The following is a 25,924-nucleotide window of genomic DNA, read 5'->3' as shown; positions in this document are numbered from 1 at the left end:
TGCGCGCGATGTTCGACAGCCTGAGCGACCGCCTCGGCGGGGTGTTCGACCGCCTGCGTGGCCGCGGTGCGCTGACCGAGGCCGACGTGCGCGGTGCGATGCGCGAAGTTCGCGTCGCCCTCCTCGAGGCCGACGTCGCGCTGCCGGTCGCGCGCGAATTCGTCGACAAGGTCACCGAACAGGCGGTCGGTCAGAACGTCCTGCGTTCGGTCACGCCGGGCCAGCAGGTCGTCAAGATCGTCAACGATGCGCTGGTCGAAATGCTCGGCAGCGACAATGTCGGGCTCGATATCGACGTCACCCCGCCGGCGGTCGTCATGCTCGTCGGTCTGCAAGGTTCGGGCAAGACGACGACGACCGCGAAGCTCGCCAAGCTGTTGAAGGGCCGCGAGCGCAAGAAGGTCATGATGGCGTCCCTGGACGTCAATCGCCCGGCGGCGCAGGAACAGCTGGCGGTGCTGGGCACGCAGACCGAAGTCGCGACGCTGCCGATCGTCGCCGGCCAGCAGCCGGTCGATATCGCACGCCGCGCGCTGCAGGCGGCGAAGCTCCAGGGCTTCGACGTGCTGATGCTCGACACCGCAGGCCGCCTGCACGTCGACCAGGCGCTGATGGACGAGATGAAGGCGGTCGCCGACATCGCGACCCCGAATGAAATCCTGCTCGTCGTCGACAGCCTGACCGGGCAGGACGCGGTCAACGTCGCCAAGAATTTCAGCGAGCAGGTGCAACTGACCGGCGTCATCCTGACCCGCATGGACGGCGACGCGCGCGGCGGTGCGGCGCTGTCGATGCGTGCCGTCACCGGCAAGCCGATCAAGTTCGCCGGCATGGGCGAGAAGCTCGACGCGATCGAGCCGTTCCACCCGGGCCGCGTTGCCGGCCGCATCCTGGGCATGGGCGACGTCGTCAGCCTGGTCGAGAAGGCGGCGCAGTCGATCGAGGCCGAAGACGCCGAGCGGATGGCCGCGAAGCTCGCCAAGGGTCAGTTCGACATGAACGATCTTCGCGCGCAGCTAGCACAGATGCGCCGCATGGGTGGCCTGGGCGCGCTCGCGGGCATGATCCCGGGCATGAAGAAGGCGCAGGCGGCGATGGCGTCGGGCGCGGTCGACGAAAAGATTCTGCTGCGCATGGACGCGATGATCGGGTCGATGACGCCGAAGGAGCGCGCCAAGCCCGAACTGATCAACGCCAAGCGCAAGATCCGCGTGGCAAAGGGTTCGGGCACCACGGTGCAGGACGTCAACAAGCTGCTGAAGATGCACCTGGAAATGTCGACGGCCATGAAGCGCATCAAGAAGATGGGCGGGCTGAAGGGCATGATGGCGATGTTCGGCAAGGGCGGCCTTGGCGGCATCGGCAACGCTATCGGCGGGGCTCAGATGGGCGACATGATGGGCAAGCTCGACCAGCAGGGCGGGGGGCTTCCGGGCCTGCCCGGCCTAGGCGGACCCGATGGCATGAAACTGCCGCCGGGCTTCGAAAACCTGATTAAGAAAAAATAACCTACGCAATCGTTTAGAGAAGGAAGACAGTAATGGCAGTTAGCATTCGCCTGTCGCGTGGCGGCAGCAAGAAGCGTCCCTATTACCGCATCGTCGTTGCCGATGCGCGCGCGTCGCGTGACGGCAAGTTCATCGAGAAGATCGGCACCTACAACCCGCTGCTCGCCAAGGACGACGAAAAGCGCGTCGTGCTCGACGGCGAGCGCGCGAAGCACTGGCTGAGCGTCGGCGCGCAGCCGACCGACCGCGTCGCCCGCTTCCTGGACGCCGCTGGCGTGAAGGAGCGCGCTGCGCGCAACAACCCGAACAAGGGCAAGCCGGGCGAAAAGGCCACCGAGCGTGCCGAAGAGCGTGCCGAGAAGCAGAAGGCCGCCGAGGAAGCTGCCGCTGCCGCCGCTGCGGCACCGGCCGCTGAAGAGCCCGCCGCGGACGCGCCGGCTGCCGAAGGCGAGACGACCGAAGCGTAAGTGTACGCGCGTCGTTCTCGCGCAGGTGGGGACGATGCGGTTTTTGCGTGATCCAACGGCGGTCGTGATGCGTTGTCCGGGCTTCCACAAAAGCCGGGACGATGATCATGACCGCCACGCCTCCGCCGACCGAGCCGGATACCGATGACCAAGACGACGCCACCGACGAAGGCCGGTCGAGCACCGACCCCGCCGAAGGGGCCGACGACGTCCCCCCCGGCGACGACGGCAGCGCCGACCGCGCGCGCTGACCGAGCGGTCACGCTGGCGGCGGTGATCGGTGCGCATGGCATCGGCGGCGAGGTTCGGCTGAAAGTGTTCGCCGACGATCTCGGCGTTCACAAGAGCTTCAACGGCGGTGCGCTGACGATGAAGGCGTTACGCCTGACCCCGCAGGGTGCCATCGCGCGCTTCGCCGAGGTCGCCGATCGCACCGCGGCCGAAAAGATGCGCGGCACCGAACTGACGGTCCCCCGCGACAGCCTGCCGCCGCTCGGCGAAGGCGAATATTACCACGCCGATCTGCTCGGCCTCGCTGCGGTGACCGAGGACGGCGCGGCGATCGGGACCGTGGTCGCGATCGACAACTTCGGCGCCGGCGACGTGATCGAGATCGAACGCCCCGACGGCAAGCGCTTCATGATCCCGATGACCGAAGCCGCCGTGCCGCGCTGGGACGCGGACACGCTGACCGTCGCCGACGGTTGGGTGGATTGACCCGAACCGCGGTCCTGTCCGACATCCACGGCAATCTGCCGGCGCTGGAGGCGGTGATCGCCGATGCGGCCTCGCGGGGTTGCGATGCGTTTCTCAATTTGGGCGATAGTCTGTCAGGTCCGCTGTGGCCGGCCGAAACCGCCGACCGTCTGATCGTGCTCGACTGGCCGACGATCGCGGGCAATCATGAGCGGCAGTTGTTCGGCGCAGCGCTGAGCCCAAGCGACGCCTTAGCAGCGGCGCGCCTGTCGGATCGGCACTGGCGATGGATCGAAGGCTTGCCTGCGACGCTGGAAGTGGACGGCGTCCTCCTTTGCCACGGCAGTCCGTCGAGCGACGTCGAGCATCTGCTGTTCTCGGTCGATGCGGCCGGAATGCGTGCCGCAACCGATGCCGAAATCGTCACTTGTCTCGGTCCCGCGTCCGGGCTGACGCTATGCGGTCACTCGCACGTCGCGGCTGAGCGTGTGCTGCTGGACGGGCGGCGGGTCGCCAATCCGGGCAGCGTCGGTTTGCAGGCGTTCACCGACGATCGGCCGTATCCCTACAGCGTCGCGAATGGCGATCCGCGAGCGCGCTATGCGGTGCTGGAGCATGAGCGGCTGACGTTTCATGCGGTCGATTACGACCACCGCGCGGCGGCGCGGCGAGCGCAGGAGAATGGGTTCGATGCCTGGGCGGTTTGGCTGGAAACGGGTCGGGTCGAACGCAACTGACCCGCTTGCGGGAAGGCAGGCGCGGGTCAGCGCGTCACTGCGATCTCGATGCGCGTCCGCTCTCCGCCGGGCGGGAAGCATCAGCGCCGCAACGGTACGCGTTCCGAGAGCTCGTTGCGAATCGTCGTCGCGGCGACGCCGGCCTGGCCCATCGCGTTGCTGATCTGGTCGAGGCCCTTTACGACGTCCCCCGCCGCGAACAGGCCGGGGAGGGACGTGCGCTGGTGGTCGTCGACCTCGAGACAGCCGTCGTCACTCGCCTTGGCGCCGGCGTCGACTGCCAGCTTTGAGCGGATGACCGATCCGAGCGCGGGGTAGACGCTGTCGAAGCGACGCTCGCCATCCGCGGTCTGGACGACCAGTTCGGCGCCGTCCGCCCGCAGCGGCGTGCAGGGGCCGTCGACCCACGCTATCCCTGCATCGGCGAGTTCACTCCGGCACGCGTCTGACAGATCATGCTCGCCGTCATGCGCGATCAGCGTCACGTCTTTCGTATAGCCGCGCAGGAACAGCGCTTCGCGCATGCCGTGGTCGCCGGTGCCGATCACGCCGACGCGCTTGTCGGTGACCTCATAGCCGTCGCAGATCGGGCAGTAGCGGATCAGCCCGGCCGCAAGCGCCGCGTCGTGCGCCTCGCGAGGCATGTCCGGGCGATTGTTGACGACACCGGTCGCGAGCAGCACCGTGCGCGCGTCGAACGCTCGCTCGCCGGCATGCACCCGAAAGTCGCGACCGACCGGTTCGATCCGTGTGACTTCGACGCCTTCACGGACTGCGCCATAGCGCTCGGCCTGGCGCAGCATGCGATGAAGCAAATCGGGGCCCTCGATCCCATCGGGGTAGCCGGCGTGGTTGTGCGTTCGCGGGATCAACGCAGCGCGGCTGGACCCGGAGTCGAATAGCCGGATCGAGAGGTGAAAGCGCGCCAGATAGATTGCCGCGGTCAAGCCCGCCGGCCCGGCGCCGATGATGATGCAGTCGTCCACGCTAGCCCAAATGACGAGGTGGCTGGCGGTTCCGCATCGCCCACGCTAATCGCGTGATCCGGGCAAAGGGGAAGTGGCTATGAGGCGTCTGGCGATCGCATTGGCTCTGGCGGGCGTTGCAAACCCGGCTGCGGCGCAGACCGCGCCCGCGGCCGATGTGGCGACGATCGCGCCCAAGATCGACACGATCTTTGCCGAATGGGCGCGAGAGGCGCATGTGCCCGGTGCGGCGTACGGCGTGGTGAAGGACGGCCGCCTGATCCATGTCGGCACGATCGGCACGCAGGATCAGGACAGCAAGCGCCCCGTCACCGCCGACAGCCGCTTCCGCATCGCGTCGATGTCGAAGGCCTTTACCGCGCTCGCCATCCTCAAGCTGCGCGATGCCGGCAAGCTGTCGCTCGACGCGCCGGCCGAACGCTATGTGCCCGAGATGCGCGGATGGCGCTATCCGACCAGCGACAGCGCGAAGATCACGGTGCGCGACCTGCTCCACCACATCGCCGGCTATGTCGAGGACAACCCGTGGGGCGACCGCCAGCAGGTGCTAACCGAGCCCCAGTTCACGAAGATGCTGAAGGACGGCGTGCCGTTCGCTACCGCGCCGGGGACGGCGTTCGAATATTCGAACCTCGGCTATGCGACGCTCGGTCGGATCGTCTCGAACGTGTCGGGCGTGCGGTATCAGGATTACATCCGGCGCGAGATCATGATGCCGCTCGGGATGACGTCGACGGGATACGACATCTTCGCGTCGCCCAAGGGGTCCCGGACGATCGGCTATCGCTGGCAGGACGGCGGCTACGTCCGCGAGCCCGACATGGCCGATGGTGCGTTCGGCGCGATGGGCGGGGTGGAGACGACGGCCAACGATTACTGGCGCTGGGTGGCCTTTCTTCTGTCGGCCTGGCCCGCGCGCGATGGTGCCGAAGCGGGGCCGGTCAAGCGGTCGACCGTGCGGGAGATCGTTGAAGGGGCGAACTTCGCCAGTGGACAGATGCGCAACGCCGCGCTCGGGGCGTCGTGTCGGCAAGCGGGTGCCTATGGCATGGGCTGGCGGGTGCTCGACGACTGCGACCTTGGGCGGGTTGTTACGCATAGCGGTGGCTATCCGGGCTATGGATCGAACGTCGCGCTGCTGCCCGATGCCGGCGTGGGCGTGTTCGTCTTTTCCAGCCGAACCTATACGGGCGGTGCGTTGCCGATGATGCGGACATTGATGGCGCTGCGCGAAGCGGGGCTTGCCAAGCCGCGGACGACGCCGGTGTCGGACGGTCTCGCGGCGGCCTATGCGGTCGCGAAAACGGCGTGGACCGCGGGCGACGCTACCCGCGCGCCGCTCGCCAACAACGTGTTGCTCGACCGCGATGCTGCGAGACGGGCGCGCGAGATTGCCGATGCCAAGGCGCAGGTCGGCACCTGCGCGATGTCGGAGCCGATCCGCCCGATCTCGGCGATGGAAGGTGTGTTCGACTGGCATTGTGAACGCGGCCACATCGCGGGCCGCGTCCAGCGGGCACCCACGCCGGACTTGAGCCTGCAGGTCATCGACTTTCGCGTACGGCCGGATTGACGTATATACGTGGCGTATATACATTTACGGGATGTCGAAGGAATATCTGGCGAAGGCGTTCAAGTCGGGTAATTCGGTGGCCTTGCGGCTGCCGAAAGCGCTGGGCGTGACCGAAGGTGAAGAACTCAAGATCATTTCGCATGCAGACGGCGGATTTACGATCATCAAGACAAGTGAAGCCCTGGAAGCGTTCATGTCTCTTGCCGGCCGGCTGTCTCCGGACTTCATGGCAGTTGGACGCGGCGATATCGAGCAGCCGGAGCGCGATTGGCGTTCGGAGGGCGATCCGGCGAGGGCGGCATGATCTATCTGGCCGACACGAATGCGTGCCTCGATTTTCTTCTACGTCGGAATCCGGGCGTCATTTCGCAGATGCGCGCGATGTTTGGACGGGTGGCCGTCTCGACAATCACGCTGGCCGAACTTCGCGTGGGTGCGAAAGCGACCAGTAATCCGCATGAGGATGATCGCACCATCGATCGCTTTATTGGCGGCGTGATCGTTCAGCCGTTCGATGAGGCGGCCGCGGTTTCGTACGGTACGATGGTACAGCAGATCGGGATGCGCCGTGGAAGTTTCGATCGTTTGATTGCAGCTCATGCCCTGGCGCTCGATCTCACCCTCGTCACCAACAACACCCGCGATTTCGCCGACATCCCCGGCCTGCGCGTTGAGAATTGGGCCGCATGACCTTCGCCGCCACCATCCTGACGCTCTATCCGGAGATGTTTCCCGGTCCTCTCGGCGCGTCGCTCGCCGGGCGAGCGCTCAGGGAGGGGAAATGGTCGCTCAAGACCACGCAGATCCGAGATTTTGCGATCGACAGGCATCGGACGGTGGACGACACGCCCGCCGGGGGCGGGGCGGGAATGGTGCTGCGGGCCGATGTGCTCGCCGCGGCGATCGACAGCGTGACGGACGTCGTACCCGTGCTGGCGATGAGCCCGCGCGGGGCGCCGCTGACCCAGGCTCGCGTGCGCGACCTGGCGGCGGGGCCGGGGGTCGCCATCCTGTGCGGGCGGTTCGAGGGGTTCGACGAGCGCATCTTCGAAGGGCGCGCGGTCGAGCCGGTGTCGATCGGCGACTATATCCTGTCGGGCGGAGAGATGGGTGCGCTGGTCCTGCTGGATGCTTGCATTCGGCTGCTTCCCGGCGTAATGGGCGCGGCCCTCAGTGGGGATGAGGAAAGCTTCGAAAGCGGCCTCCTCGAATATCCGCACTACACCCGACCCGTCGAGTGGGAGGGCCGCACGATCCCGCAAGTGCTGCGATCGGGGGATCATGCGAAGATCGCGGCCTGGCGGAAAGCACAGGCCGAGACTGATACACGGCTACGGAGGCCAGACCTGTGGGAGCGCTACACCGGCGCTCGGGTCCACCCTCCCTCTGGCGCGCGGCAACCGTCAGAGGACGATTTTGTATGAACATCATTCAGCAGCTCGAAGCCGAGCAGATCGCCAAGTTCAACGACAGCAAGCAGGTCCCCGAGTTCCGCCCGGGCGATACGCTGCGTGTCGGCGTGCGCGTCGTCGAAGGCGAGCGTACCCGCGTCCAGGCCTATGAAGGCGTGTGCATCGCGCGGTCGAACAAGGGCATGGGTTCGAGCTTCACCGTCCGCAAGATCAGCTTCGGCGAAGGCGTGGAGCGTGTCTTCCCGCTGTATTCGCCGAACATCGACAGCATCACCGTCGTTCGTCGCGGTGTCGTGCGTCGTGCCAAGCTGTACTATCTGCGTGGTCGTACCGGCAAGTCGGCGCGTATCGCCGAGCGTCGCGACACCCGCACGACCGAGACCGCAGCGGCCGAATAAGCCGCCGGCCCGTCGGGGTTTCACGGGGCGTCGCGACCTGGGGGTCGCGGCGCCCCTTCTCCTTTTGGGGGAAGCGTCAGCGCCCGCTACCCCCCGTCTTTCATCGCGAGCGCGTTGCCGGGCGTATCCGGCCTGGGTGCTCCGATGGACTAAGCACGAGCGCAAGGAGCAGCGAGCGCCCGCGCCTGACCCGGACCATGCGACACGCTGCCTGTCAGGCGACGTCGCGTAGCATGAAGTAAAGCAGCGCAAACCAGGCGAAGAGTCCCAGCACGCCGATCACATAAGGCAGCCGGTCGCGCCAGCCACGGCGTTCGCCGTCATCGTCAGTCATGGGTGATCGTATCCGGTTGGACACAGACGGCACAAGCCCCGGCGATCCGCTTGCGCTCCGCGGTAAGTGTGATACTGTAGCGATACACTCCGGGGGGAGACGATCCTATGGCCGACGCCACCATGATGACGACTGCGGTCGAGCCGGACGGCGCACCGCGCGTCGCCAGCCTCGATATTCTGCGCGGGATCGCGATCCTGGGCATCCTGTTCATGAACATCAACGACATGGGCGGATCGATCTGGGCGTTCTGGGCGCAGGACGTGCGGCATCTCGGCTGGTCGCAGGCCGATCAGATCGCCTGGTTCCTCCGCGAGGTGTTCGCCGATGGCACCGCGCGCTGCATGCTCGAGATGTTGTTCGGGGTCGGCATGGTCATTCTGACCGATCGCGTGGCCGGCGCTGTGGCAACGGCGCCGCCGGAAGGCCGCATGGGCCGGATCATCCGTCGCCTGTTCGGTCCCTGGCCGGTACTGCGCAGCTATGCCTGGCGGAACATCGTCCTTTTCGCGTTCGGACTGATCCACGTCTTCGTCCTGCTGTGGCCGGGCGACATTCTCCATACCTATGGCATCGCTGCGCTGGTCGCGGTGTTGTTCCGGCGCCTCGGTCCAAAGACGTTGCTGGCGCTCGGGCTCAGCATGGCGCTGCTGCAACTCGTCGGGGGCGGTGTCGGCTATCTGACGGTGCCGGGGCAGCGGGCGGAGATAGCCCGGCTGGAAGCCCAAAAGACGAGCGGCGCCGCGTTGAGCAAGGCGGAAGCGGAAACGCTGACGAAGGCGCTGGAGCGCCGCGCCGCGCGCGAGAAGGGGCAAGCCGAAGATCGCGCGCGCATCGTCGCGGAAGACAAGGCCCGCAGCGACGCCACCGGTACGTTCGGCACCTGGGCGTCGGCGGCCTGGGGCTTCTTCCTGTATCTGCAGGGCCAGCTGCTCGAGATCGCTCTCGTCTGGGAAGCCGCCGCCACGATGCTGGTCGGCGCGGCGCTCTACAAATGGGGCATCATCCAGGGCGCCCGCTCGCGCGCCTTCTACGTACGGATGACCTTGGCGAGCTATGCCGTAGGCCTCGGGAGCCGGACGGTCGGCGCAATTCATACGATGCGCTTCGACGATAGCCCGTCGATCATGTGGTCGCTGTCCGAAGTCGCTCGGTTGACGACGACGCTCGGCCATATCGGGCTGGTCTACCTGCTGTTGTCGACCGCCCTGGGCACACGCCTGCTTCGCCCGTTCGAAGCGGCAGGGCGTACGGCACTGACGATCTACATCGGGCAGACGATCATCTGTCTGTGGCTGCTGTATCCGCCGTTCGGTCTGGGGCTGTACGGGACGCAGGGCTGGATGGCGCTGATGCTGACTGCGGTCGCGATCAACGCGCTGCTGCTGATGGCGGCGAACTGGTACGTCCGTCAGTACCGTATCGCGCCGGTCGAATGGGCGTGGCGATCCATCGTCGCGCGGCAGTTGCTGCCGATCCGCAAGCGCCCGCCGCTCGTTGCGGGAGGCGTGCCGGTGGCAGCCTGAGCGCTTGGCTACGGGCGGGGCCTTCAGTAGGTTCCGCCCCATGCTTCGCACCACTATCGCGGCGCTTGCCGCCTCCGTCGCCCTCATGTCCATGCCTGCCCACGCCGAAGATCTGACGCTACAGCGCGTGTTCGCCAGCCCCGATCTGGCCGGCGAGCAGCCGCGCGCGCTGAAGCTGTCGCCCGATGGCCGCCTGCTCACGTCACTGCGCCCACGCGCGGAGGAAAAGGACCGGTTCGACCTGTGGGCGATGGATACCGCAACGGGCCAATGGCGGATGCTGGTCGACAGCAAGAAGGTCGGTACCGGCGCCGAACTCAGCGAGGCCGAGAAGATGCAGCGCGAGCGCGCGCGCATCGGCGGCCAGCGCGGAATCGTCGCTTATCAATGGTCGTCGGACGGGAAGTCGATCCTGGTCCCGCTCGACGGCGATCTGTACCTCGCCACGCTCGACGGCAAGGTGAAGCGGCTGACCAACACGCCGGGCGGCGAGCTCAATCCGCTGGTCAGCCCGCGGGGCAATCTGTTGAGCTTCGTGAGGGATCAAAATCTCTACGTTTCCGACCTGAACGGCGGTGCTGCGCGCAAGATCACGCCCGACGGCGCCGGTACGGTGCATTGGGGTGAGGCGGAGTTCGTCGCGCAGGAGGAAATGGACCGCACCACTGGCTATTGGTGGTCGCCCGACGAGCAGTATATTGCGGTCGAACGCTTCGATGAAGCGCCGGTCGGCACCGTCGTCCGCGCGGCGATCGGGGCGGAGGAGACGAAGGTCTTCGAACAACGCTATCCCGCCGCCGGCACGCCGAACGTCCTCGTCGACCTCTATGTCATGCGCCCGGACGGTACTGGGACGGTGAAGGTCGACCTGGGCAAGGACCGCGACATCTACCTCGCCCGCGTGAAGTGGGCGCCCGACGGCAAGACGCTCTATGTCCAGCGTCAGAATCGCGAACAGACCGTGCTCGACGTGCTGAAGGTCGATCCGGCGACCGGTACGTCGAGCGTCCTCTTCACCGAAAAATCGGGCCCGAAGAGCTGGGTCAACCTGTCGAACGTCTTCGTGCCGATGAAGGACGGCAGCATCATCTGGTGGTCAGAGCGCGACGGCCACGGGCACCTGTACCGGTTTAACGCCGGCAAGTGGACGCAGCTGACCAAGGGCGCATGGGACGTCGCCGGGCTGAACGGCGTCGATGAAACGGGCGGCAAGCTCTATTTCAACGGCAACAAGGACGGTGCGCTCGAACGCCATATCTACGCGCTCGACCTGGCGTCCCTGGCTATGACCCGCCTGACCGAGGCCGGCTGGTGGAACAATGCCACCGCCGACGACAGCGCCCGCCGCTTCATCGTCCAGCGTTCCAATCCGATTCAGCCGACGCAGGTCTATCTCGCCGATGCGAGCGGTAAGCGGCTGTCCTGGATCACCGAAAATGCGATCCGGCCGGGCCACCCCTATTATCCGTATCTCTCGAGTCACGCCGAGACGAAGTTCGGCAGTCTGAAGACGCCCGATGGCGAGACGCTCTATTGGGAAATGCTGACGCCGAAGCTGGAGCCGGGCAAGAAGTATCCCGTGTTCTTCGAACATTACGGCGGCCCGCATAGCCAGACGGTCACGCGGAACTGGGGGCCGCCGCTGCACCAGCTGCTGGTCGACAAGGGCTATATCGTCTTCATGATCGACAACCGCGGGTCGGCGAACCGCGGCAAGGCGTTCGAGGACGCGATCTGGCACGCGATGGGCGGGGTCGAGGTGCGCGACCAGCTGGCCGGGGCCAATTATCTCAAGACGCTGGACTTCGTCGATCCCAAGCGCATTGCGACCTATGGCTGGTCGTACGGCGGCTACATGACGCTGAAGATGCTGGAGGCGAACCCGGGCGTCTACGCCGCCGGCATATCGGGCGCGCCGGTGACGAAGTGGGAACTCTACGACACCCATTACACCGAGCGCTACATGGGCACCGATCCGAAGGGTCGCGACAAGGCGGCCTATACCAGATCGGCGGCGGTCGAGGACGGGCCGAAGATCAGCGACCCGCTGCTCCTGATCCACGGCATGGCCGACGACAATGTCGTGCTCGACAATTCGACCGCCTTCGCCGCCAGGATGCAGGCGACGAACACGCCGTTCGAAATGATGTTCTATCCCGGAAAGACCCACAGCGCCGGCCGCGACATTCATGTCTGGACGACGATCCTGAACTTCCTCGACAGGACGGTTGGGGCTGGCCTCAAGTAAGGGGTCAGACCCGCAAAGGACAACGACCGTGATTGCCCTGTCGTGTTCGTCCGGCAACGAGGGGGGGGCAGCAGGTAGCGGCGCAGCCTGCAAGGCTCGCCGCCGGGCCCCCGCAAGGTGCTACTTCGCGGGAAACCCTGACGCAGCCGGTAGGCGCGACAGGGCAACCGTGCAGGGTCTCATCAAAAGCGATAATTTGATGAAACCCGGAAGCGGCGGGCCGATTTTACCCCAGAGCGTCGCGAGCCAAAGTCGCCTGGGGACACGATGCAATAGCATCGCGCCGCTCCTCGTTTCTTGCCTGAACCAATGTCGGCTCCGTCACGGTCATTGCCGTTTACGGGTCTAAACCCCTGCTTGCTTGCCCGCGCGCCGGCCCGCCGCTACGGCCGCGCGCGAGTAAGTGGAGGGTTTCATGGGGTATCGGGTCGTTGTCGCAGGCGCGACGGGCAATGTCGGGCGCGAGGTTCTTGCCATCCTGGCCGAGCGCGAGTTTCCGGCCGACGAGATTGCGGTGCTGGCGTCGGCGCGCAGCCAGGGCGACGAGGTCGATTATGGCGAAACCGGCCGCAAGCTGAAGATCCAGAACATCGAGCATTTCGATCCCAAGGGATGGGACATGGCGATTTTCGCCATCGGGTCGGAAGCAACCAAGCTCCACGCCCCCCGCTTTGCCGCGGCGGGCTGCACCGTCATCGACAATTCGTCGCTGTTCCGCATGGACCCGGACGTGCCGCTGGTCGTGCCCGAAGTGAACCCGGAAGCGATCGACGGTTACACCGCCAAGAACATCATCGCGAACCCGAATTGCTCGACCGCGCAGATGGTCGTCGCGCTGAAGCCGATCCACGACGCCGCCAAGATCACCCGCGTCGTCGTCGCGACCTATCAGTCGGTTTCGGGCGCGGGGAAGGCGGGCATGGACGAGCTGTTCGAGCAGAGCCGCAACATCTTCGTCGGCGACTCGGCCGAGCCCAAGAAATTCACCAAGCAGATCGCCTTCAACGTGATCCCGCACATCGACAGCTTCCTGGACGACGGATCGACCAAGGAAGAGTGGAAGATGGTGGTCGAAACCAAGAAGATCCTCGATCCCAAGATCAAGGTCGTCGCGACCTGCGTGCGCGTGCCCGTCTTCGTCGGCCATTCCGAGGCGCTGACGATCGAGATGGAGAACGAGCTGTCGGCGGAAGCCGCGCAGAACCTGCTCCGCGAGGCGCCGGGCATCATGCTGGTCGATAAGCGCGAGGACGGCGGCTACGTCACGCCGGTCGAATGCGTCGGCGACTATGCGACCTTCGTCAGCCGGGTGCGCGAGGACCCGACCGTGGAGAACGGCCTGGCCCTGTGGTGCGTCAGCGACAATCTGCGCAAGGGCGCGGCGCTGAACGCGGTGCAGATCGCCGAACTGCTCGGGCGTCGGCACCTGAAGAAGGGCTAACGCGTACAATCTGAATCAACGCGATTCTCCCGCGTCTTGACGTCCTTTCGGAACGTTGGGCGCGGATGGAAGAGACGCCCTTCGTCACCGGCCTGAAGTGGTTCGCGACCGCAACCGGGATCACCGCCGCATTCATGGTCTCGCTTGACAGCGGGCGGCGGGTGACGGGGTGGGGGTTCGTGATCTTCGTCGCCTCGGCCATCGCCTGGATTACCGGCGCGGTGCTGACCCAGGACTGGGCGCTGACGGCGCAGAACGGCGTGCTGCTGGGCATCAACCTGTTCGGCGTGTATCGCTATCTGATCCGCAAAAAGGGCGAGTAAAGCGCGATTTACTGGGCGATCGGCCTCGGGGGGCTAGGAGCGATTTTCGGCAGTTTCATCGCGACCGTCGCGGTGCGCTGGCCCGCGTCTGCCCTGGCGGGACGGTCGCGGTGCGATGGATGCGCCCGGACCTTGCGGGCGGTCGAGCTGGTGCCGATCCTGAGCTGGCTGGTGCTGCGCGGACGCTGCCAGACCTGCGATGCCGGTATCGGCCCCCTCCATATTGCCCTCGAAGTCCTGGGCGCCGCGATCGGTGTCGCCGCGGGGTTGGTTGCGACCGGGCCGCTGGCCGTCACCGGCGCAGCCTTCGGCTGGCTGCTTCTGCTGATCGGCGCGATCGACTTCGTTGCGTTTCGTATCCCGAATGCGCTGAGCCTGTCGCTGGCGCTATTGGGTCTGGCGGCTGGGCTTAACGGGTTCGACCCACTCCTGGCGGATCGGCTGATCGGCGGGGCGGTGGGGTTTGCGAGCCTGTGGGTGGTCGCGCAAGCCTATCACCGCGTACGTGGCCGGATGGGGCTGGGCGGAGGGGATGCCAAGCTGTTCGGCGCGATCGGGCTGTGGCTGGGCTGGCGCGCGCTGCCCGCCGTGCTGTTGGTCGCGTGTCTCTTGGGATTGGCCTGGGCGCTGGCGGGGCGGATGCGCGCGGACGATCGGCTGCCGCTTGGGACATTGCTCGCGGTTGCCGGATTCGGGATGTGGATCGCCGCCAATCTACGATAGGATCGCTGCATGACCGACCTGATGCCGATGCTCGATCGCCAGCGTGCCGCCTTCCTTCGCGAGCTTCCCGTCGGCGCGGCCGTACGCAAGGATCGGTTGAAACGCGCGATCGCGCTGGTCGCAGACAATGCCGACGCGTGGTGTGAGGCGCTGAGCGAGGATTTCGGGCATCGCAGCCGCGAACAGTCGATGATCACCGACATCGGCGCGTCGATCGGGCCGCTGCGGCATGCGCTGAAGCATGTCGACCGCTGGATGGCGCGCGACAAGCGGAGCGTGCGTTTCCCACTGGGGTTGCTCGGTGCGCGGGCGTGGGTCGACTATCAGCCCAAGGGCGTGGTCGGCGTGATCGCGCCGTGGAATTTTCCCGTGAACCTGGTGATGGCACCGCTCGCTGGCGTCTTCGCGGCGGGCAACCGCGCGATGGTCAAGACGTCCGAATTCACGCCACGGACGGCGGCGCTGTTCGAGGAGTTGGCGGGGCGATATTTCGCGGCGGACGAACTCGCGTTCGTGTCAGGGGGGCCGGAGGTCGGGCAGGCGTTCGCCGCGCTGCCGTTCGACCATCTGCTGTTCACCGGCGCGACGGGCATCGGACGACACATTCTGCGCGGCGCGGCGGACAATCTGGTGCCGGTCACGTTGGAACTCGGCGGCAAGTCGCCCGTGATTATCGGACGATCGGCCCACATCGCGCGCACGACCGAGCGGATCGCACTGGGCAAGATGCTCAACGCCGGCCAGATCTGCCTGGCGCCCGACTATGTGCTCGCGCCCGCCGAGAGCGAGCAGGCGGTGGTCGATGGGCTGAAGGCCGCGGCATCGGCGATGTACCCGACGTTGCTCAACAACCCCGATTACACCGCGATCATCAACGACCGCCACCACGCCCGCCTTGCCGAGTGGATCGAGGATGCCCGTATGAAGGGCGCGACGGTCGAGGTCGTAAATTCGGGCCGCGAAGACTTTGCCGCCAGCAACAGCCGCAAGATGCCGCTGCACATCATCCGCGACGCCACCGACGATATGATCGTGATGCAGGAGGAGATCTTCGGACCCGTCCTGCCCGTGCGTCGCTACGACATGATCGACGATGCCATCGCAGAAGTGAACCGCCGCGACCGGCCGCTCGGACTTTATTACTTCGGCGAGGATGCGACGGAACAGACGCGGGTGCTGGACCGGACGATCTCTGGCGGAGTCACGGTCAACGATGTCGTGATGCACGTGTCGATGGAGGATTTGCCGTTCGGTGGCATCGGTCCTTCGGGCATGGGCGCGTATCACGGCCGCGACGGGTTCCGGACGTTCAGCCATGCGAAGGCGGTGTTCAAGCAGTCGCGGCTCGATGTCGCCAAGCTTGCAGGACTGAAGCCGCCCTATGGCAAGGCGACCCGGCGGACGATCGCGCAGGAGGTGAAACGATGACCGGCGATTCCGACGCGCTGTTCACGACGTGCCTGCAGGATCTGGCCGCGGGCGAGCGGATGCTGGGGAAAGCGCTGCCCGGGATCGCCGAGTGTGCAGCCGACGAGAGGTTGCAGGTGCTACTGCTCGCCCATGTCGCGGCGTGTCGGGATAGCGCTGCGGGCATGGCGGACTATGACCGCGATCTCGATGGGCCGGACAATCTCTGGATGACGGGCATCTGCGACGACGCGCGACGGGATACCGAGACGACGAAGCACGGTCCGCTGCTCGATACCGCGCTGATCGGTGCGATCCGCAAGGCGACCGCGGCGAGGGCAGTGTCCTACGACACCGCGATCGCGATGGCCGAAGTGCTGGCGATCGACCCGACCGCGCTCAGCGACGCGAAGGCGCGGTCGCTCGCGCTCGATCAGGAACTGCTGGCGCTGCTGCCGGGCACGGCGGCCTTGGGGAAGTCCGCCCAGACCTCGTCATAGTCCTCGTCGAGCGCGCTCGTTTCCAGCGCATAGTCCGTCGGTTTGAACACCCAGCGGCTTTCGATCATGAAGGCCATGGTGCCGTCGATCTTATGCGGCTTGAGCTCAGCCTCGCTCGCGCCCTTCCAGCTTGCGACGTCGGGGCCATGACCGCTCATCTGATTGTGCAGCGATAGCGCGCCGGGGCGGAAGCCGTCGGCTTTTGCATCATAGGCGCCGGTGATCAGGCCCATGCACTCGCTCATGACGTTGCGGTGGAACCACGGCGGGCGGAACGTGTCCTCGGCCACCATCCAGCGCGGTGGAAAGATGACGAAATCGATGTTGGCGGTCCCGGCGACGTCGCTGGGCGAGGTCAGCACGGTGAAGATCGAAGGATCGGGGTGATCGAAGCTGACCGTGCCGATCGTGTTGAACCGCGACAGATCGTAGCGGCACGGCGCGAGGTTGCCGTGCCAGGCGACCACGTCGAGCGGCGAGCGGCCGAGTTCCGTCGTCCAGAGCGACCCGAGGAATTTCTGGACGAGCTGATACTCGCCCTCGACGTCCTCGAACCACGCGACCGGCGTTTCGAAATCGCGCGGATTGGCGAGGCCATTGGCGCCGATCGGGCCGAGGTCGGGCAGACGGAAGGGCTCGCCGTGATTTTCGGCGACATAGCCCCGCGCCGATCCGTCAGGCAGCTCGACGCGGAAACGCACGCCACGGGGAATGATCGCGACCTGGCCGGGGGCAACATCGATGCGACCCATCTCGGTCAACAGGCGGAGCGCGCCCTTCTCGGGCAGGATCAGCAGCTCACCATCCGCCGACACGAACGCTCGGCGGACCATGTCCTGCGACGCGTGATAAAGGTGCATCGCGACGCCGGCCTGCGCTTGCGGGCCGTCCCCGGCGACGAGCATCGTCGTCAGGCTGTCGAGCCAGTCGCCGCCGTGCGCCTGCTCCAGCGGCCGCCAGCGCAGGCGGTTCGGGGCGAGGGGAGCGTCGCTGACGCCGGGCGCGAACTGCTGGGAACCGGTGTAGCGGGTGAAGGCGGGGTGACTGGCCGAGGGGCGCAGGCGGTACAGCCAGGAGCGGCGGTTCTCGTGTCGCGGCGCAGTGAAGGCCGTGCCCGACAGTTGCTCGGCATAAAGGCCGTAGGCGGGCTTCTGCGGGGAATTGCGACCTTGGGGCAGGGCGCCGGCGACCGCTTCGGTGGCGAAGTGGTTGCCGAAGCCGGTCATGTATCCAGAGTTTGCCACTGTACCTCCGTTCGTGTCGAGCGAAGTGAGACACGTGCCGCCCAGACTGCGCCCTCGACTTCGCTCGGGACGAACGGCTCGCTGTTCGCTTGTTACCCGCTGGCCCGTCGGACCCGGCAAAGCCGCGTCCTATGGACCGGCTTGCCGTTCCGGCCGATCGCGCTCGGGCGCTTTTGCGCCCGCGTCTCGACTAAGCCTCCTGCTTAGCCGGCACGACGCCGCGACGGATTTGATCCAATTCGATCGACTCGAACAGCGCCTTGAAGTTGCCTTCGCCGAAACCGTCGTTGCCCTTGCGCTGAATGATTTCGAAGAAGATCGGGCCGATCATGTTTGCGGTGAAGATCTGCAGCAGCAGGCCGCCGCCCGTCTCCGGCGCGCCGTCGATCAGGATCCTGCGCTTGCGCATTTCCGCCACGTCGTGTCCGTGGCCGGGCAGGCGCTGGTCGATCATGGCGAAATAGGTATCGGGCGAATCCTGGAAGATGATGCCGTTCGCGCGCAGCCGGTCGACGGTTGCGAAGATATCGTCGGTCGTCAGCGCGATATGCTGGATGCCTTCGCCCTTATAGTCCTTGATGAACTCCTCGATCTGCGAATGCTCGTCCTGGCTTTCGTTCAGCGGGATGCGGATCTTGTCGTCCGGCGCGGTCATCGCCTTGGAGAACAGGCCGGTCGCCTGACCCTCGATGTCGAAATAGCGGATCTGGCGGAAGTTGAAGATGCGCTCGTAGTAATCCGCCCAATAATCCATCCGCCCGCGCTTCAGATTGTGCGTGAGGTGGTCGAGCACGTTCAGGCCGACCGAATTGTCGTTACGCCCCTTGCCGGTGGGGACGAAGTCGGTCGCCCAGATGTCGTCCTTCTTGTCGACCAGGTACAGGTTGGCGCCGCCGATGCCCTCGATCGCCGGGATGTCGAGCTCGCCGGGCCCGTTCTGACCCTTGACCGGCACCGCCCCGCGCTCGACCGCCAGCTTCAGCGCGGCGTCGTCGTCCTCGACCGTGAACGCCATCGCATTGGCGCTCGGGCCATGGGCTTCGCGAAAGCCTGCGACCTGGCCTTCACCGTCCATGTTCAGGATGAAGTTGATGTCGCCCTGCGCATAATGGCGGACGTTCTTCGATTTGTGCGTGCCGACATGGGTGAAGCCAAGCTTTTCGAACCAATCGGCCATGGCATCGGGTTCGGGCGAGGTGAATTCAACGAACGCAAAGCCGTCGAGGCCCATCGGATTGTCGTGCTTCTCGGTCATGCCATCCTCATGAACTGGTTTCAAATGTTACTATACCAACGCGAGCGCGGCGTAAAGGCCGCCCTTGCCGACAGCGGCGGACCGGCGCACAGTTACAGATGTGACGAAAACGCTGAAGCTCGACGATTTCCTCCCCTATCGCCTTTCGATCGCGTCGAACCGGGTGTCCGACGCGGTCGCTGGCACGTACCGCGCGCTGTTCGGTCTGCGGATTTCCGAATGGCGGCTGGTCGCGGTGCTGGCCGAAAGCGAGGGGTTGAGCCAGCAGGCGTTGGGCGCGCGGACGCAGATGGACAAGGTGACGGTCAGCCGCGCCGCGATCGCACTGGTCGACCGCGGGCTTGTGACGCGGGCGCCGAACCCGGGGGATCAAAGGTCGCACATTCTGGCGCTAACGCCGGCCGGGCGCGCACTTTACGCGGAGGTCGCGCCAAAGGCCCTGGAAATCGAGCGTCGGCTGTTCGGTGCCTTCGACGCGGCCGAGCTCGTGCAGTTGCGGTCGATGCTGGCGCGTATAGAAGACGCCGTCGATCGACTCTGATTTCACTTATGTCATTGGCCCGGCACAAAAGTTCCGAACGTCGGACCCAAAACCGCGATTGATCGTTTCGCTTCTTCAACGGGGCACGCGATCCCGGTGATCAGGGCGGGAGTTCGCGGGACGTGCGTCGGGGCGTTTTGACTTTATGGATGCTGGCGGGTGCCGTGTCGCTGCCCGCAATGGCGCATGGCCAGATCAACCAGCCCAAGCCGGGGCAGGGGGCGCCATCGTCCTCGTTGCCCGACCCGCAAAAGCAACCCGCGACGCCGGCGCAGACTGCGCCCGCAGCGCCGGCCGACCCGGCAAGCGACACGCCCATCGTTTCGGATGCGACCTTCGAAAAGGAAGTGCCGCAACTGAGCAGCGATCCCAACGCGCCGCTCGAACCGATCGAGGATTTCGCTGCCCCGGCGACGACCGCCGTCCCCGGGCAGCAGCCGGCCGCCGGCACGCCCGCGGCCGATGCCGCTGCAACCCAAGTGGCGCAGGATAGCGAGTTGGCCCAACCTCTGCCGCCGCTCTCCAGCTTCAACGTCGAGCCGGTCCAGATCGCCGGTGTCGAGGACCCGCCGGCGAGCGAGATCCGCTATGAAACGCGGGTCGAAGGCTTGGAGGAGATCGGTCTTACCGACCGCTTCAATGCCCTGTCGGCGTTGAAGGAAGACAAGGACGCCCCGAACGCCGTCATCGTCGCCGCGCGAGCCCGCGAGGACGAGGAACTGGCCAAACGGCTGATGCGCGCGATCGGCTATTACGATGGTACCGCGACGTCGGCGATCGAGCCGATCCAGGGAGAGCAAGGTCGCGTCCGCGCGGTCGTGACCGCCATTCCTGGTGCGCAGTACAAGCTCGGCTCGATCACCGTGCGCGCCGAGCCCACCGTACCGCCCGGGCTGATCGAACGCGAACTGCCGTTGAAGGTAGGCGAAGCGATCGATGCTGAACGTATCCAGGGCGCCGAGGCGAACGTGTCGCTCAAGCTGCCGCAGCAGGGCTATGCCTTCGCCGAGGTCGGACAGCGCGATATCCTGCTCGACGATGCGACACATCTGGGCGACTATACGTTGCCCGTCACCATCGGCCCGCGCGGCGCCTTCGGCCGGATCGTGACGAAGGGCGATCCGGTGTTCGAGACCGATCATATCGAGATACTCCGCCGGTACAAACCGGGCGAGTTGTACGATGTGCGCAAGGTGGACGATCTGCGCCAGGCACTAGTCGCCACCAGCCTGTTCTCCTCCGTCGCGGTCGAGCCGCAGCGAACCGGTCGCGCCGGGCCGGACGGGACCGAGGAGGTCGACCTGCTCGTCACGCAGAACAAGGGCCCGGCCCGTACGCTCGCGGGCCAAGTCGGCTATGGCACCGGCGAAGGCTTCACCCTTCAGGGCAGCTGGACGCACCGCAACCTGTTCCCACCCGAAGGAGCGCTGATCGTCAGCGGCATCGCCGGCACGCAGCAGCAGGGGTTGGGCGTGACCTTCCGTCGTTCGAACGCTGGGCGCCGCGACCGGACGGTGACGCTGGTGGCGTCCGCCAACCGGCAGGATTACGATGCGTTCGAAGCGTTCACCGGCACGCTGTCGGGGCGCATCAGCTATGACTCCACGCCGATCTGGCAGAAGAAATGGACCTATTTCTACGGAGTCGAACTCGTCGGCACGAACGAGGATGTGTACGATTTCTCGCTCTCCAATCGCGTGCGGCGCACCTATTTCATCGGCGCGCTGCCGGGGTATCTCGGCTATGATTCGTCCGACGATCTGCTGAACCCGACCAAAGGCTTCCGCGTGAAGCTCAACCTGAGCCCAGAAGCGTCGATGAACCGCGGTACGCGGCCCTATGTCCGCGGCATGCTGGAGGGGACGGCCTATTATCCGGTAACGAGCAGCATCGTCATCGCCGGTCGCGCGCGCGTCGGCGCGATCGCGGGTATCGCGCGCGACGATCTCGCGCCCTCGCGGCGATACTATGCCGGCGGCGGCGGATCGGTGCGCGGTTTCGGTTTCCAGGAACTGGGCCCGAAGACCGAGGAGCCGAACCCGAAGTTCGACCCGACCGATCCGGACGAGAAGGATCCGCCGACTATCTTCCGCCCGGTCGGCGGGCGCAGCTTCAACGAATTTGCGATCGAGGCGCGCTATCGCTTCGGCAATTTCGGGATCGTGCCCTTCCTGGACGCTGGCCAAGTCTATGACAGCACGCTGCCCAAGGGGTCCGACCTGCGGTTCGGCGCGGGCATCGGCGGGCGTTTCTATACCAATTTCGGGCCGATGCGGATCGACGTCGCGACACCAATCGCGCGCAAGCCGGGGGAATCGAAGATCGCGCTTTACCTTTCGATCGGGCAGGCGTTCTGATGGCCGTGTCGGACGAAACGACGGTCGTCGTCACCCGCCGCCCCCTGTGGCAGACGATCGCGAAATGGGTCGGGATCGTCATCGCCGGACTGGCGCTGTTGCTGGTGCTGGTCATGTTCGGCCTGAACACCCAGCCGGGTCGCCGCTTTATCGCCGATCGGATCGCCGGATATACGATGGCGAACGGCATCAACATCCGGGTCGGGCGGATCGACGGGTCGATCTATGGCGATATGCGCCTGCGCGACGTGCGGGTGCGCGATCAGAAGGGTGTGTTCCTGACCTCGCCGGAGCTGCGGGTCGACTGGCGGCCCTTCGCGTTCGCGCGCAACCATGTCGACGTCCGCCAGCTGACCAGCCCGCTGATCAGCATGAGCCGGATGCCGGTACTGAAACCCGTGCCGAGCGACCCCAACGCGCCGTTGTTGCCCGATATCGACATCGACGTGAACCGACTGGCGATCGACCGGATCGACCTGGCGCCGGCCGTAAGCGGGGCGCGTCGACTGGCGCAGATCGCTGGTAGCGTCCACATCGCCGACCGCCGCGCGCAGGTGCAGCTTGACGGGCGGACGCTGACCGGGCCGGGCATCGCGGGTGGCGACCGCGTGGCGCTCCGGCTGGATGCGGTGCCCGATGCGAACCGCTTCGACCTGAAGCTGAACGTGCAGGCGCCGGCCGATGGCTTGGTCGCGAGCATGGCGTCGCTTCAGGCTCCGATGACGCTGGCGGTCGATGGCCGTGGCGATTGGAAACGGTGGACCGGCCGCGCGGTGTCGACGCTTGGCGGCGGCAGTCTCGCCGATCTGCGGATCGACGGGCGCGACGGCAAGTTCGTCGTTCGCGGAACGACGCAGCCGGGGCTGTATCTGAAGGGGCCGGTCGAGCGGCTGACGGCGCCGCGGCTGGACGTCGCGATCGACGCTGCATTTGCCGATCGCGTTGCAGATACGAAGCTGTTGCTGCGTTCCAGTGCGTTGCAGGTGACGGGCGACGGCAAGTTGAACCTGGCCGACAGCCGTTTCTCGAACTTCAAGGCGACGGCGATGCTGCTGACGCCGGGCGCGATCGCGCCGAACCTGAATGGGCGCGAGGTGCAGTTGGCGGTCGCGCTCGACGGCCCGTTCGCGACGCCCGTCGTCGACTACAAGCTGCGCGCCGCTGCGCTCGGCTTTGGGGAGACGGTCGTTCAGGGCCTGTACGCCGAGGGGCGTGCGCGGGTGAACACCGATCGCATCATGATCCCCGTCGCGGCCAAGGCTGCGCGCGTGACCGGTCTGAACGCGGCCGCCGGCGGGTTGCTGACCAATGTCGCGATCAACGGCGATCTGGCGATCAATAACGGCACCGAAATCCTGTCGGACAATCTGCGCATTCGGTCCGATCGGATCGACGCGACCGCGATCGTCGCGGCGAACCTGGCGACGGGCCGCTATGCCGGTGCACTGAAGGGGCGGGTGAATGACTATCGCGTCGAGGGCTTCGGCATCGTCAATCTGACGACCGACGCACAGCTCTATACGCCCGCTGCCGGTGGCTTCGGTATCCGCGGTCGCGTGGTTGCACGCACGTCGCGGATCTTCAACGACGGCGCGCGCGACTTCCTGGGCGGGAATGCGATCGCGCGGGTTGATTTGGATTACACGCCACAGGGCATCATCGTCTTCAACAATTTGCGCGTGAATGCGCCGCAGTTCCGCATCACGCGTGGCTCCGGCCGGTATGACCCCGCCGGGCCGCTGCTGATCGATGCGGATGCCTATTCGACCGTCTATGGCCCGGTGAGTGCGCGCGTGACCGGAACGTTGTACGCGCCGGTCGCAACGATCCGAGCCGCGCGGCCAGGACTGGGCGTCGGGCTGAACGGCGTTACCGCGACGATCCGTGGGCAGGGCAGCCGCTATGCTATCGTCGCGCGCGGCGGATCCGACTACGGTCCCTTCACCGTTGATCTGCTGCTGTCGACCGGGCCCCGGCTGACCGCCGACATCCGCAATGCGCGCTTTGCCGGAATCGACTTCCGCGGACGGGTCGAGCAGACTCCGGCCGGGCCGTTCGCCGGGCAGCTGGCGTTCAACGGATCGGGCGTCAACGGATCCCTGCGACTGGCCGCGCAAGGCAATGTCCAACGTGCCGACGTGAATGCACGCGCGCTGAACGCGGTCATTCCGGGCAGCGCCGGGCTGACGATCGGCCGGGCGATCATCGTCGGCACCGCGATCCTCTATCCGAACCAGCCGGCGATCACCGGCGACGCGCAGATCGCAAATCTGAAGATGGGCGACTTCCTGCTGCGCACGTCGCGAGTGAAACTCGACTATCGCGGCGGCAGCGGAACTGCGCAGGCATTCGCCGAAGGGTCATCGGGCGTGCCGTTCCGTATCGGCCTCAACGCGCGCTTCTCGCCGCAGCTTTGGCTGGCGGCGGTGCAGGGTCAGGCGAACGGGATCAACTTCCGGACGGCGCAACCGGCGCGGATCATCCCCGGCAAGGGGAGCTATCAGCTGCAGCCGACGCGGATCGATTTCGACCAGGGCTCGCTGCGTCTCGCCGGGCGCTATGGCAACGGGATCGAGCTACAGTCGCGGCTCGACCGGATGGACCTGTCGATCGCCAACGCCTTCGTCCCCGACATCGGGCTCGGTGGACAGGCGAGCGGCAGCCTGGACTTCCGTCAACCGACCGGCGCCAGCTTCCCTCAGGCCGACGCCAAGCTGCGGATCACCAACTTCACCCGTTCGAGCCTTGCGTCGGTGTCCACGCCGGTCAACATCGTGTTTGCCGGGCAATTGGTGCCGGACGGTGGCAATGCGCGGGCGATCATCCAACGAGGGACGACGACCGTGGGCCGGCTCGTCGCGACGCTGCGTCCCCTGCCGCCCGGCAGCGGCAGCTGGACGACCCGGCTGATGGCAGCACCCCTGTCGGGCGGAATCCGCTACAATGGCCCCGCGGGCGTGCTGTTCTCCTTCGCTGGCTTGTCGGGGCAGCAGCTCAGCGGGCCGATCGGCGTCGCAGCGGACTTTGGCGGGCGTGTGTCGTCGCCGCAACTGACCGGCGTCGTGCGGGCGAGCAACCTCACCTACGATAACGAGGTCTATGGCACGCGCCTGACCAACATGCGGATCAACGGCCGCTTCACCAACGACCGGTTCGAGCTGACCGATATGGCGGCGCAGGCGGGCGAGGGAACGGTCAGCGCGCAAGGCACCATTGGACTGGCATCGGATGCCGGCTTCCCGATCGACGTGCGCGCGACGCTGAACGACGCGCGTCTTGCCCGCAGCAATGCGCTGGGCGCGACGGCGACCGGAACGATCCGGGTGACCAACTCGGCGCAGAATGGCGGGTTGATCCAGGGCGAACTGAGCATTCCGGAGGCGCGCTATCAGATCGTCCGTCAGGGCGCAGCCGAAGTGCCGGAATTGACCGGGGTACGGCGCAAGAGCGACCTCGCGCGCGCCGGCGCCGCCCGGCGCGATCAGCCGGCCGCCGCGCCGCCGGGGCTGTTCAAACTCGCGCTGCGCGTGCGGGCAGACAACCGGCTGTATGTGTCGGGCATGGGCCTCGAGTCCGAATGGGAAGCCGATATCCGCGTCGGCGGCACGTCCGCGGCACCGAATGTGACGGGCGAGGCGCGAGTCGTGCGGGGCACGTATAGCTTTGCGGGCAAGCGCTTCGACCTGACTCGCGGTATCGTCCGCTTCCGCGGCGGGCCGATAGGCGATCCGGAACTCGACATCGCTGCTACCACGACGACGCAGGGCATTACCGCGACGATCGCGATCGGCGGATCGGCGCAGCAGCCACAGCTGACGTTCGCCTCGACGCCGAACCTGCCACAGGACGAAGTGCTGTCGCGCCTGCTCTTCGGTAGTTCGGTGACGAACCTCTCGGCGACGGAGGCGATCCAGCTGGCCGCGGCGCTCAACTCGCTGCGCGGATCGGGCGGCGGCGGACTTAATCCGCTCGGCAAGCTGCGGAGCGTCACCGGTATCGACCGGCTCCGCATCCTCGGTGCCGATCAGGCGACCGGGCGGGGGACCGCGCTGGCGGCCGGGCAGTATCTGACCGACGACATTTATATCGAGATCATCACCGATGCGCGCGGCTTCACCGCGACCCAGCTTGAGATTGCGCTCAACCGCGCGCTCAGCCTGCTGTCCGCAACGGGATCGTTCGGCGGATCGAATGTGAACCTGCGCTATTCGAAGGACTATTGACGCTCGAGCCCCGCGCTTACACCTT

At 66.2% G+C, this 25,924-nt stretch carries 22 protein-coding genes; 19 read left to right on the top strand and 3 right to left on the bottom strand.

The window, feature by feature from the left end; genetic code table 11:
- The first annotated feature begins 8 nt into the window (after positions 1–8).
- The 4 genes from ffh (at position 9) to JW805_09405 (ending at position 3,408) form a co-directional block, all read left to right on the top strand.
- The gene (ffh, locus tag JW805_09420) at positions 9–1,508 is read left to right on the top strand and encodes a signal recognition particle protein (protein MBN2972233.1); all 1,500 of its coding nucleotides are present in this window, start codon (positions 9–11) and stop codon (positions 1,506–1,508) included.
- A gap of 32 nt (positions 1,509–1,540) precedes the next feature.
- On the top strand, positions 1,541–1,975 hold the full coding sequence (gene rpsP / locus JW805_09415; GenBank protein MBN2972232.1) for a 30S ribosomal protein S16: 435 nt from the start codon (positions 1,541–1,543) through the stop codon (positions 1,973–1,975).
- A 144-nt stretch (positions 1,976–2,119) separates the two neighbouring features.
- Complete coding sequence (rimM, locus tag JW805_09410) at positions 2,120–2,692, top strand: 16S rRNA processing protein RimM (GenBank protein ID MBN2972231.1); 573 nt, start codon at positions 2,120–2,122, stop codon at positions 2,690–2,692.
- Positions 2,689–3,408 (top strand): metallophosphoesterase family protein, encoded by a 720-nt coding sequence (locus JW805_09405; GenBank protein MBN2972230.1) that lies wholly within the window; start codon positions 2,689–2,691, stop codon positions 3,406–3,408. The genes rimM and JW805_09405 overlap by 4 nt, the downstream gene beginning before the upstream one ends.
- Positions 3,409–3,488: 80 nt before the next feature.
- Here JW805_09405 and JW805_09400 read toward each other — a convergent pair whose 3' ends face one another.
- On the bottom strand, positions 3,489–4,406 hold the full coding sequence (locus JW805_09400; protein ID MBN2972229.1) for an NAD(P)/FAD-dependent oxidoreductase: 918 nt from the start codon (positions 4,404–4,406) through the stop codon (positions 3,489–3,491).
- Positions 4,407–4,473: 67 nt separating this feature from the next.
- On the opposite strand from JW805_09400, the gene JW805_09395 reads away from it, so the two are divergent.
- The 12 genes from JW805_09395 (at position 4,474) to JW805_09340 (ending at position 16,279) form a co-directional block, all read left to right on the top strand.
- Positions 4,474–5,967: a beta-lactamase family protein gene (locus tag JW805_09395; GenBank protein MBN2972228.1), complete on the top strand. Its 1,494-nt coding sequence runs from the start codon at positions 4,474–4,476 to the stop codon at positions 5,965–5,967.
- Between the two features lie 31 nt (positions 5,968–5,998).
- Positions 5,999–6,271 (top strand): hypothetical protein, encoded by a 273-nt coding sequence (locus tag JW805_09390; protein ID MBN2972227.1) that lies wholly within the window; start codon positions 5,999–6,001, stop codon positions 6,269–6,271.
- Positions 6,268–6,657 carry a type II toxin-antitoxin system VapC family toxin gene (locus JW805_09385; GenBank protein MBN2972226.1) on the top strand — a complete coding sequence of 130 codons (390 nt, stop codon included), beginning with the start codon at positions 6,268–6,270 and terminating at the stop codon, positions 6,655–6,657. Before JW805_09390 ends, JW805_09385 begins: the two co-directional genes overlap by 4 nt.
- Positions 6,654–7,391, top strand: a complete 738-nt coding sequence (trmD, locus tag JW805_09380) for a tRNA (guanosine(37)-N1)-methyltransferase TrmD (GenBank protein MBN2972225.1) — start codon at positions 6,654–6,656, stop codon at positions 7,389–7,391. The genes JW805_09385 and trmD overlap by 4 nt, the downstream gene beginning before the upstream one ends.
- On the top strand, positions 7,388–7,777 hold the full coding sequence (gene rplS, locus JW805_09375; GenBank protein ID MBN2972224.1) for a 50S ribosomal protein L19: 390 nt from the start codon (positions 7,388–7,390) through the stop codon (positions 7,775–7,777). The genes trmD and rplS overlap by 4 nt, the downstream gene beginning before the upstream one ends.
- A gap of 441 nt (positions 7,778–8,218) precedes the next feature.
- Positions 8,219–9,637, top strand: a complete 1,419-nt coding sequence (locus JW805_09370) for a DUF418 domain-containing protein (GenBank protein MBN2972223.1) — start codon at positions 8,219–8,221, stop codon at positions 9,635–9,637.
- A 40-nt stretch (positions 9,638–9,677) separates the two neighbouring features.
- Complete coding sequence (locus tag JW805_09365; GenBank protein ID MBN2972222.1) at positions 9,678–11,885, top strand: S9 family peptidase; 2,208 nt, start codon at positions 9,678–9,680, stop codon at positions 11,883–11,885.
- Between the two features lie 415 nt (positions 11,886–12,300).
- Positions 12,301–13,326, top strand: coding sequence for an aspartate-semialdehyde dehydrogenase (locus JW805_09360; protein ID MBN2972221.1), 1,026 nt, complete (start codon positions 12,301–12,303; stop codon positions 13,324–13,326).
- Between the two features lie 65 nt (positions 13,327–13,391).
- Positions 13,392–13,649, top strand: coding sequence for a hypothetical protein (locus JW805_09355; GenBank protein MBN2972220.1), 258 nt, complete (start codon positions 13,392–13,394; stop codon positions 13,647–13,649).
- 72 nt (positions 13,650–13,721) lie between these two features.
- Entirely contained in the window at positions 13,722–14,372 is a 651-nt protein-coding gene (locus JW805_09350; protein MBN2972219.1) for a prepilin peptidase, read from the top strand.
- 9 nt (positions 14,373–14,381) lie between these two features.
- Complete coding sequence (locus JW805_09345; GenBank protein ID MBN2972218.1) at positions 14,382–15,800, top strand: coniferyl aldehyde dehydrogenase; 1,419 nt, start codon at positions 14,382–14,384, stop codon at positions 15,798–15,800.
- Positions 15,797–16,279 (top strand): DUF892 family protein, encoded by a 483-nt coding sequence (locus JW805_09340; GenBank protein MBN2972217.1) that lies wholly within the window; start codon positions 15,797–15,799, stop codon positions 16,277–16,279. The genes JW805_09345 and JW805_09340 overlap by 4 nt, the downstream gene beginning before the upstream one ends.
- Here the strand turns inward: JW805_09340 and JW805_09335 are convergent.
- A complete protein-coding gene (locus JW805_09335) occupies positions 16,213–17,505 on the bottom strand; it encodes a homogentisate 1,2-dioxygenase (protein MBN2972216.1) in 1,293 nt (430 codons plus the stop codon). The genes JW805_09340 and JW805_09335 overlap by 67 nt on opposite strands.
- A 208-nt stretch (positions 17,506–17,713) precedes the next feature.
- Positions 17,714–18,778 (bottom strand): 4-hydroxyphenylpyruvate dioxygenase, encoded by a 1,065-nt coding sequence (gene hppD, locus JW805_09330; GenBank protein ID MBN2972215.1) that lies wholly within the window; start codon positions 18,776–18,778, stop codon positions 17,714–17,716.
- A gap of 100 nt (positions 18,779–18,878) precedes the next feature.
- Here hppD and JW805_09325 point away from each other — a divergent pair, with 100 nt between their 5' ends.
- The 3 genes from JW805_09325 (at position 18,879) to JW805_09315 (ending at position 25,899) form a co-directional block, all read left to right on the top strand.
- A complete protein-coding gene (locus JW805_09325) occupies positions 18,879–19,319 on the top strand; it encodes a MarR family transcriptional regulator (protein ID MBN2972214.1) in 441 nt (146 codons plus the stop codon).
- 149 nt (positions 19,320–19,468) lie between these two features.
- On the top strand, positions 19,469–21,676 hold the full coding sequence (locus tag JW805_09320) for a BamA/TamA family outer membrane protein (GenBank protein ID MBN2972213.1): 2,208 nt from the start codon (positions 19,469–19,471) through the stop codon (positions 21,674–21,676).
- Positions 21,676–25,899, top strand: coding sequence for a translocation/assembly module TamB domain-containing protein (locus tag JW805_09315; protein MBN2972212.1), 4,224 nt, complete (start codon positions 21,676–21,678; stop codon positions 25,897–25,899). Before JW805_09320 ends, JW805_09315 begins: the two co-directional genes overlap by 1 nt.
- Positions 25,900–25,924 lie beyond the last annotated feature (25 nt).

It is taken from the genome of Roseomonas aeriglobus (assembly GCA_016937575.1).
GTDB classification, from domain to species: Bacteria; Pseudomonadota; Alphaproteobacteria; order Sphingomonadales; family Sphingomonadaceae; genus Sphingomonas; species Sphingomonas aerigloba.
Note: the sequence above shows the minus strand (reverse complement) of the source record. Positions and strands in the feature narration are given on the sequence as shown.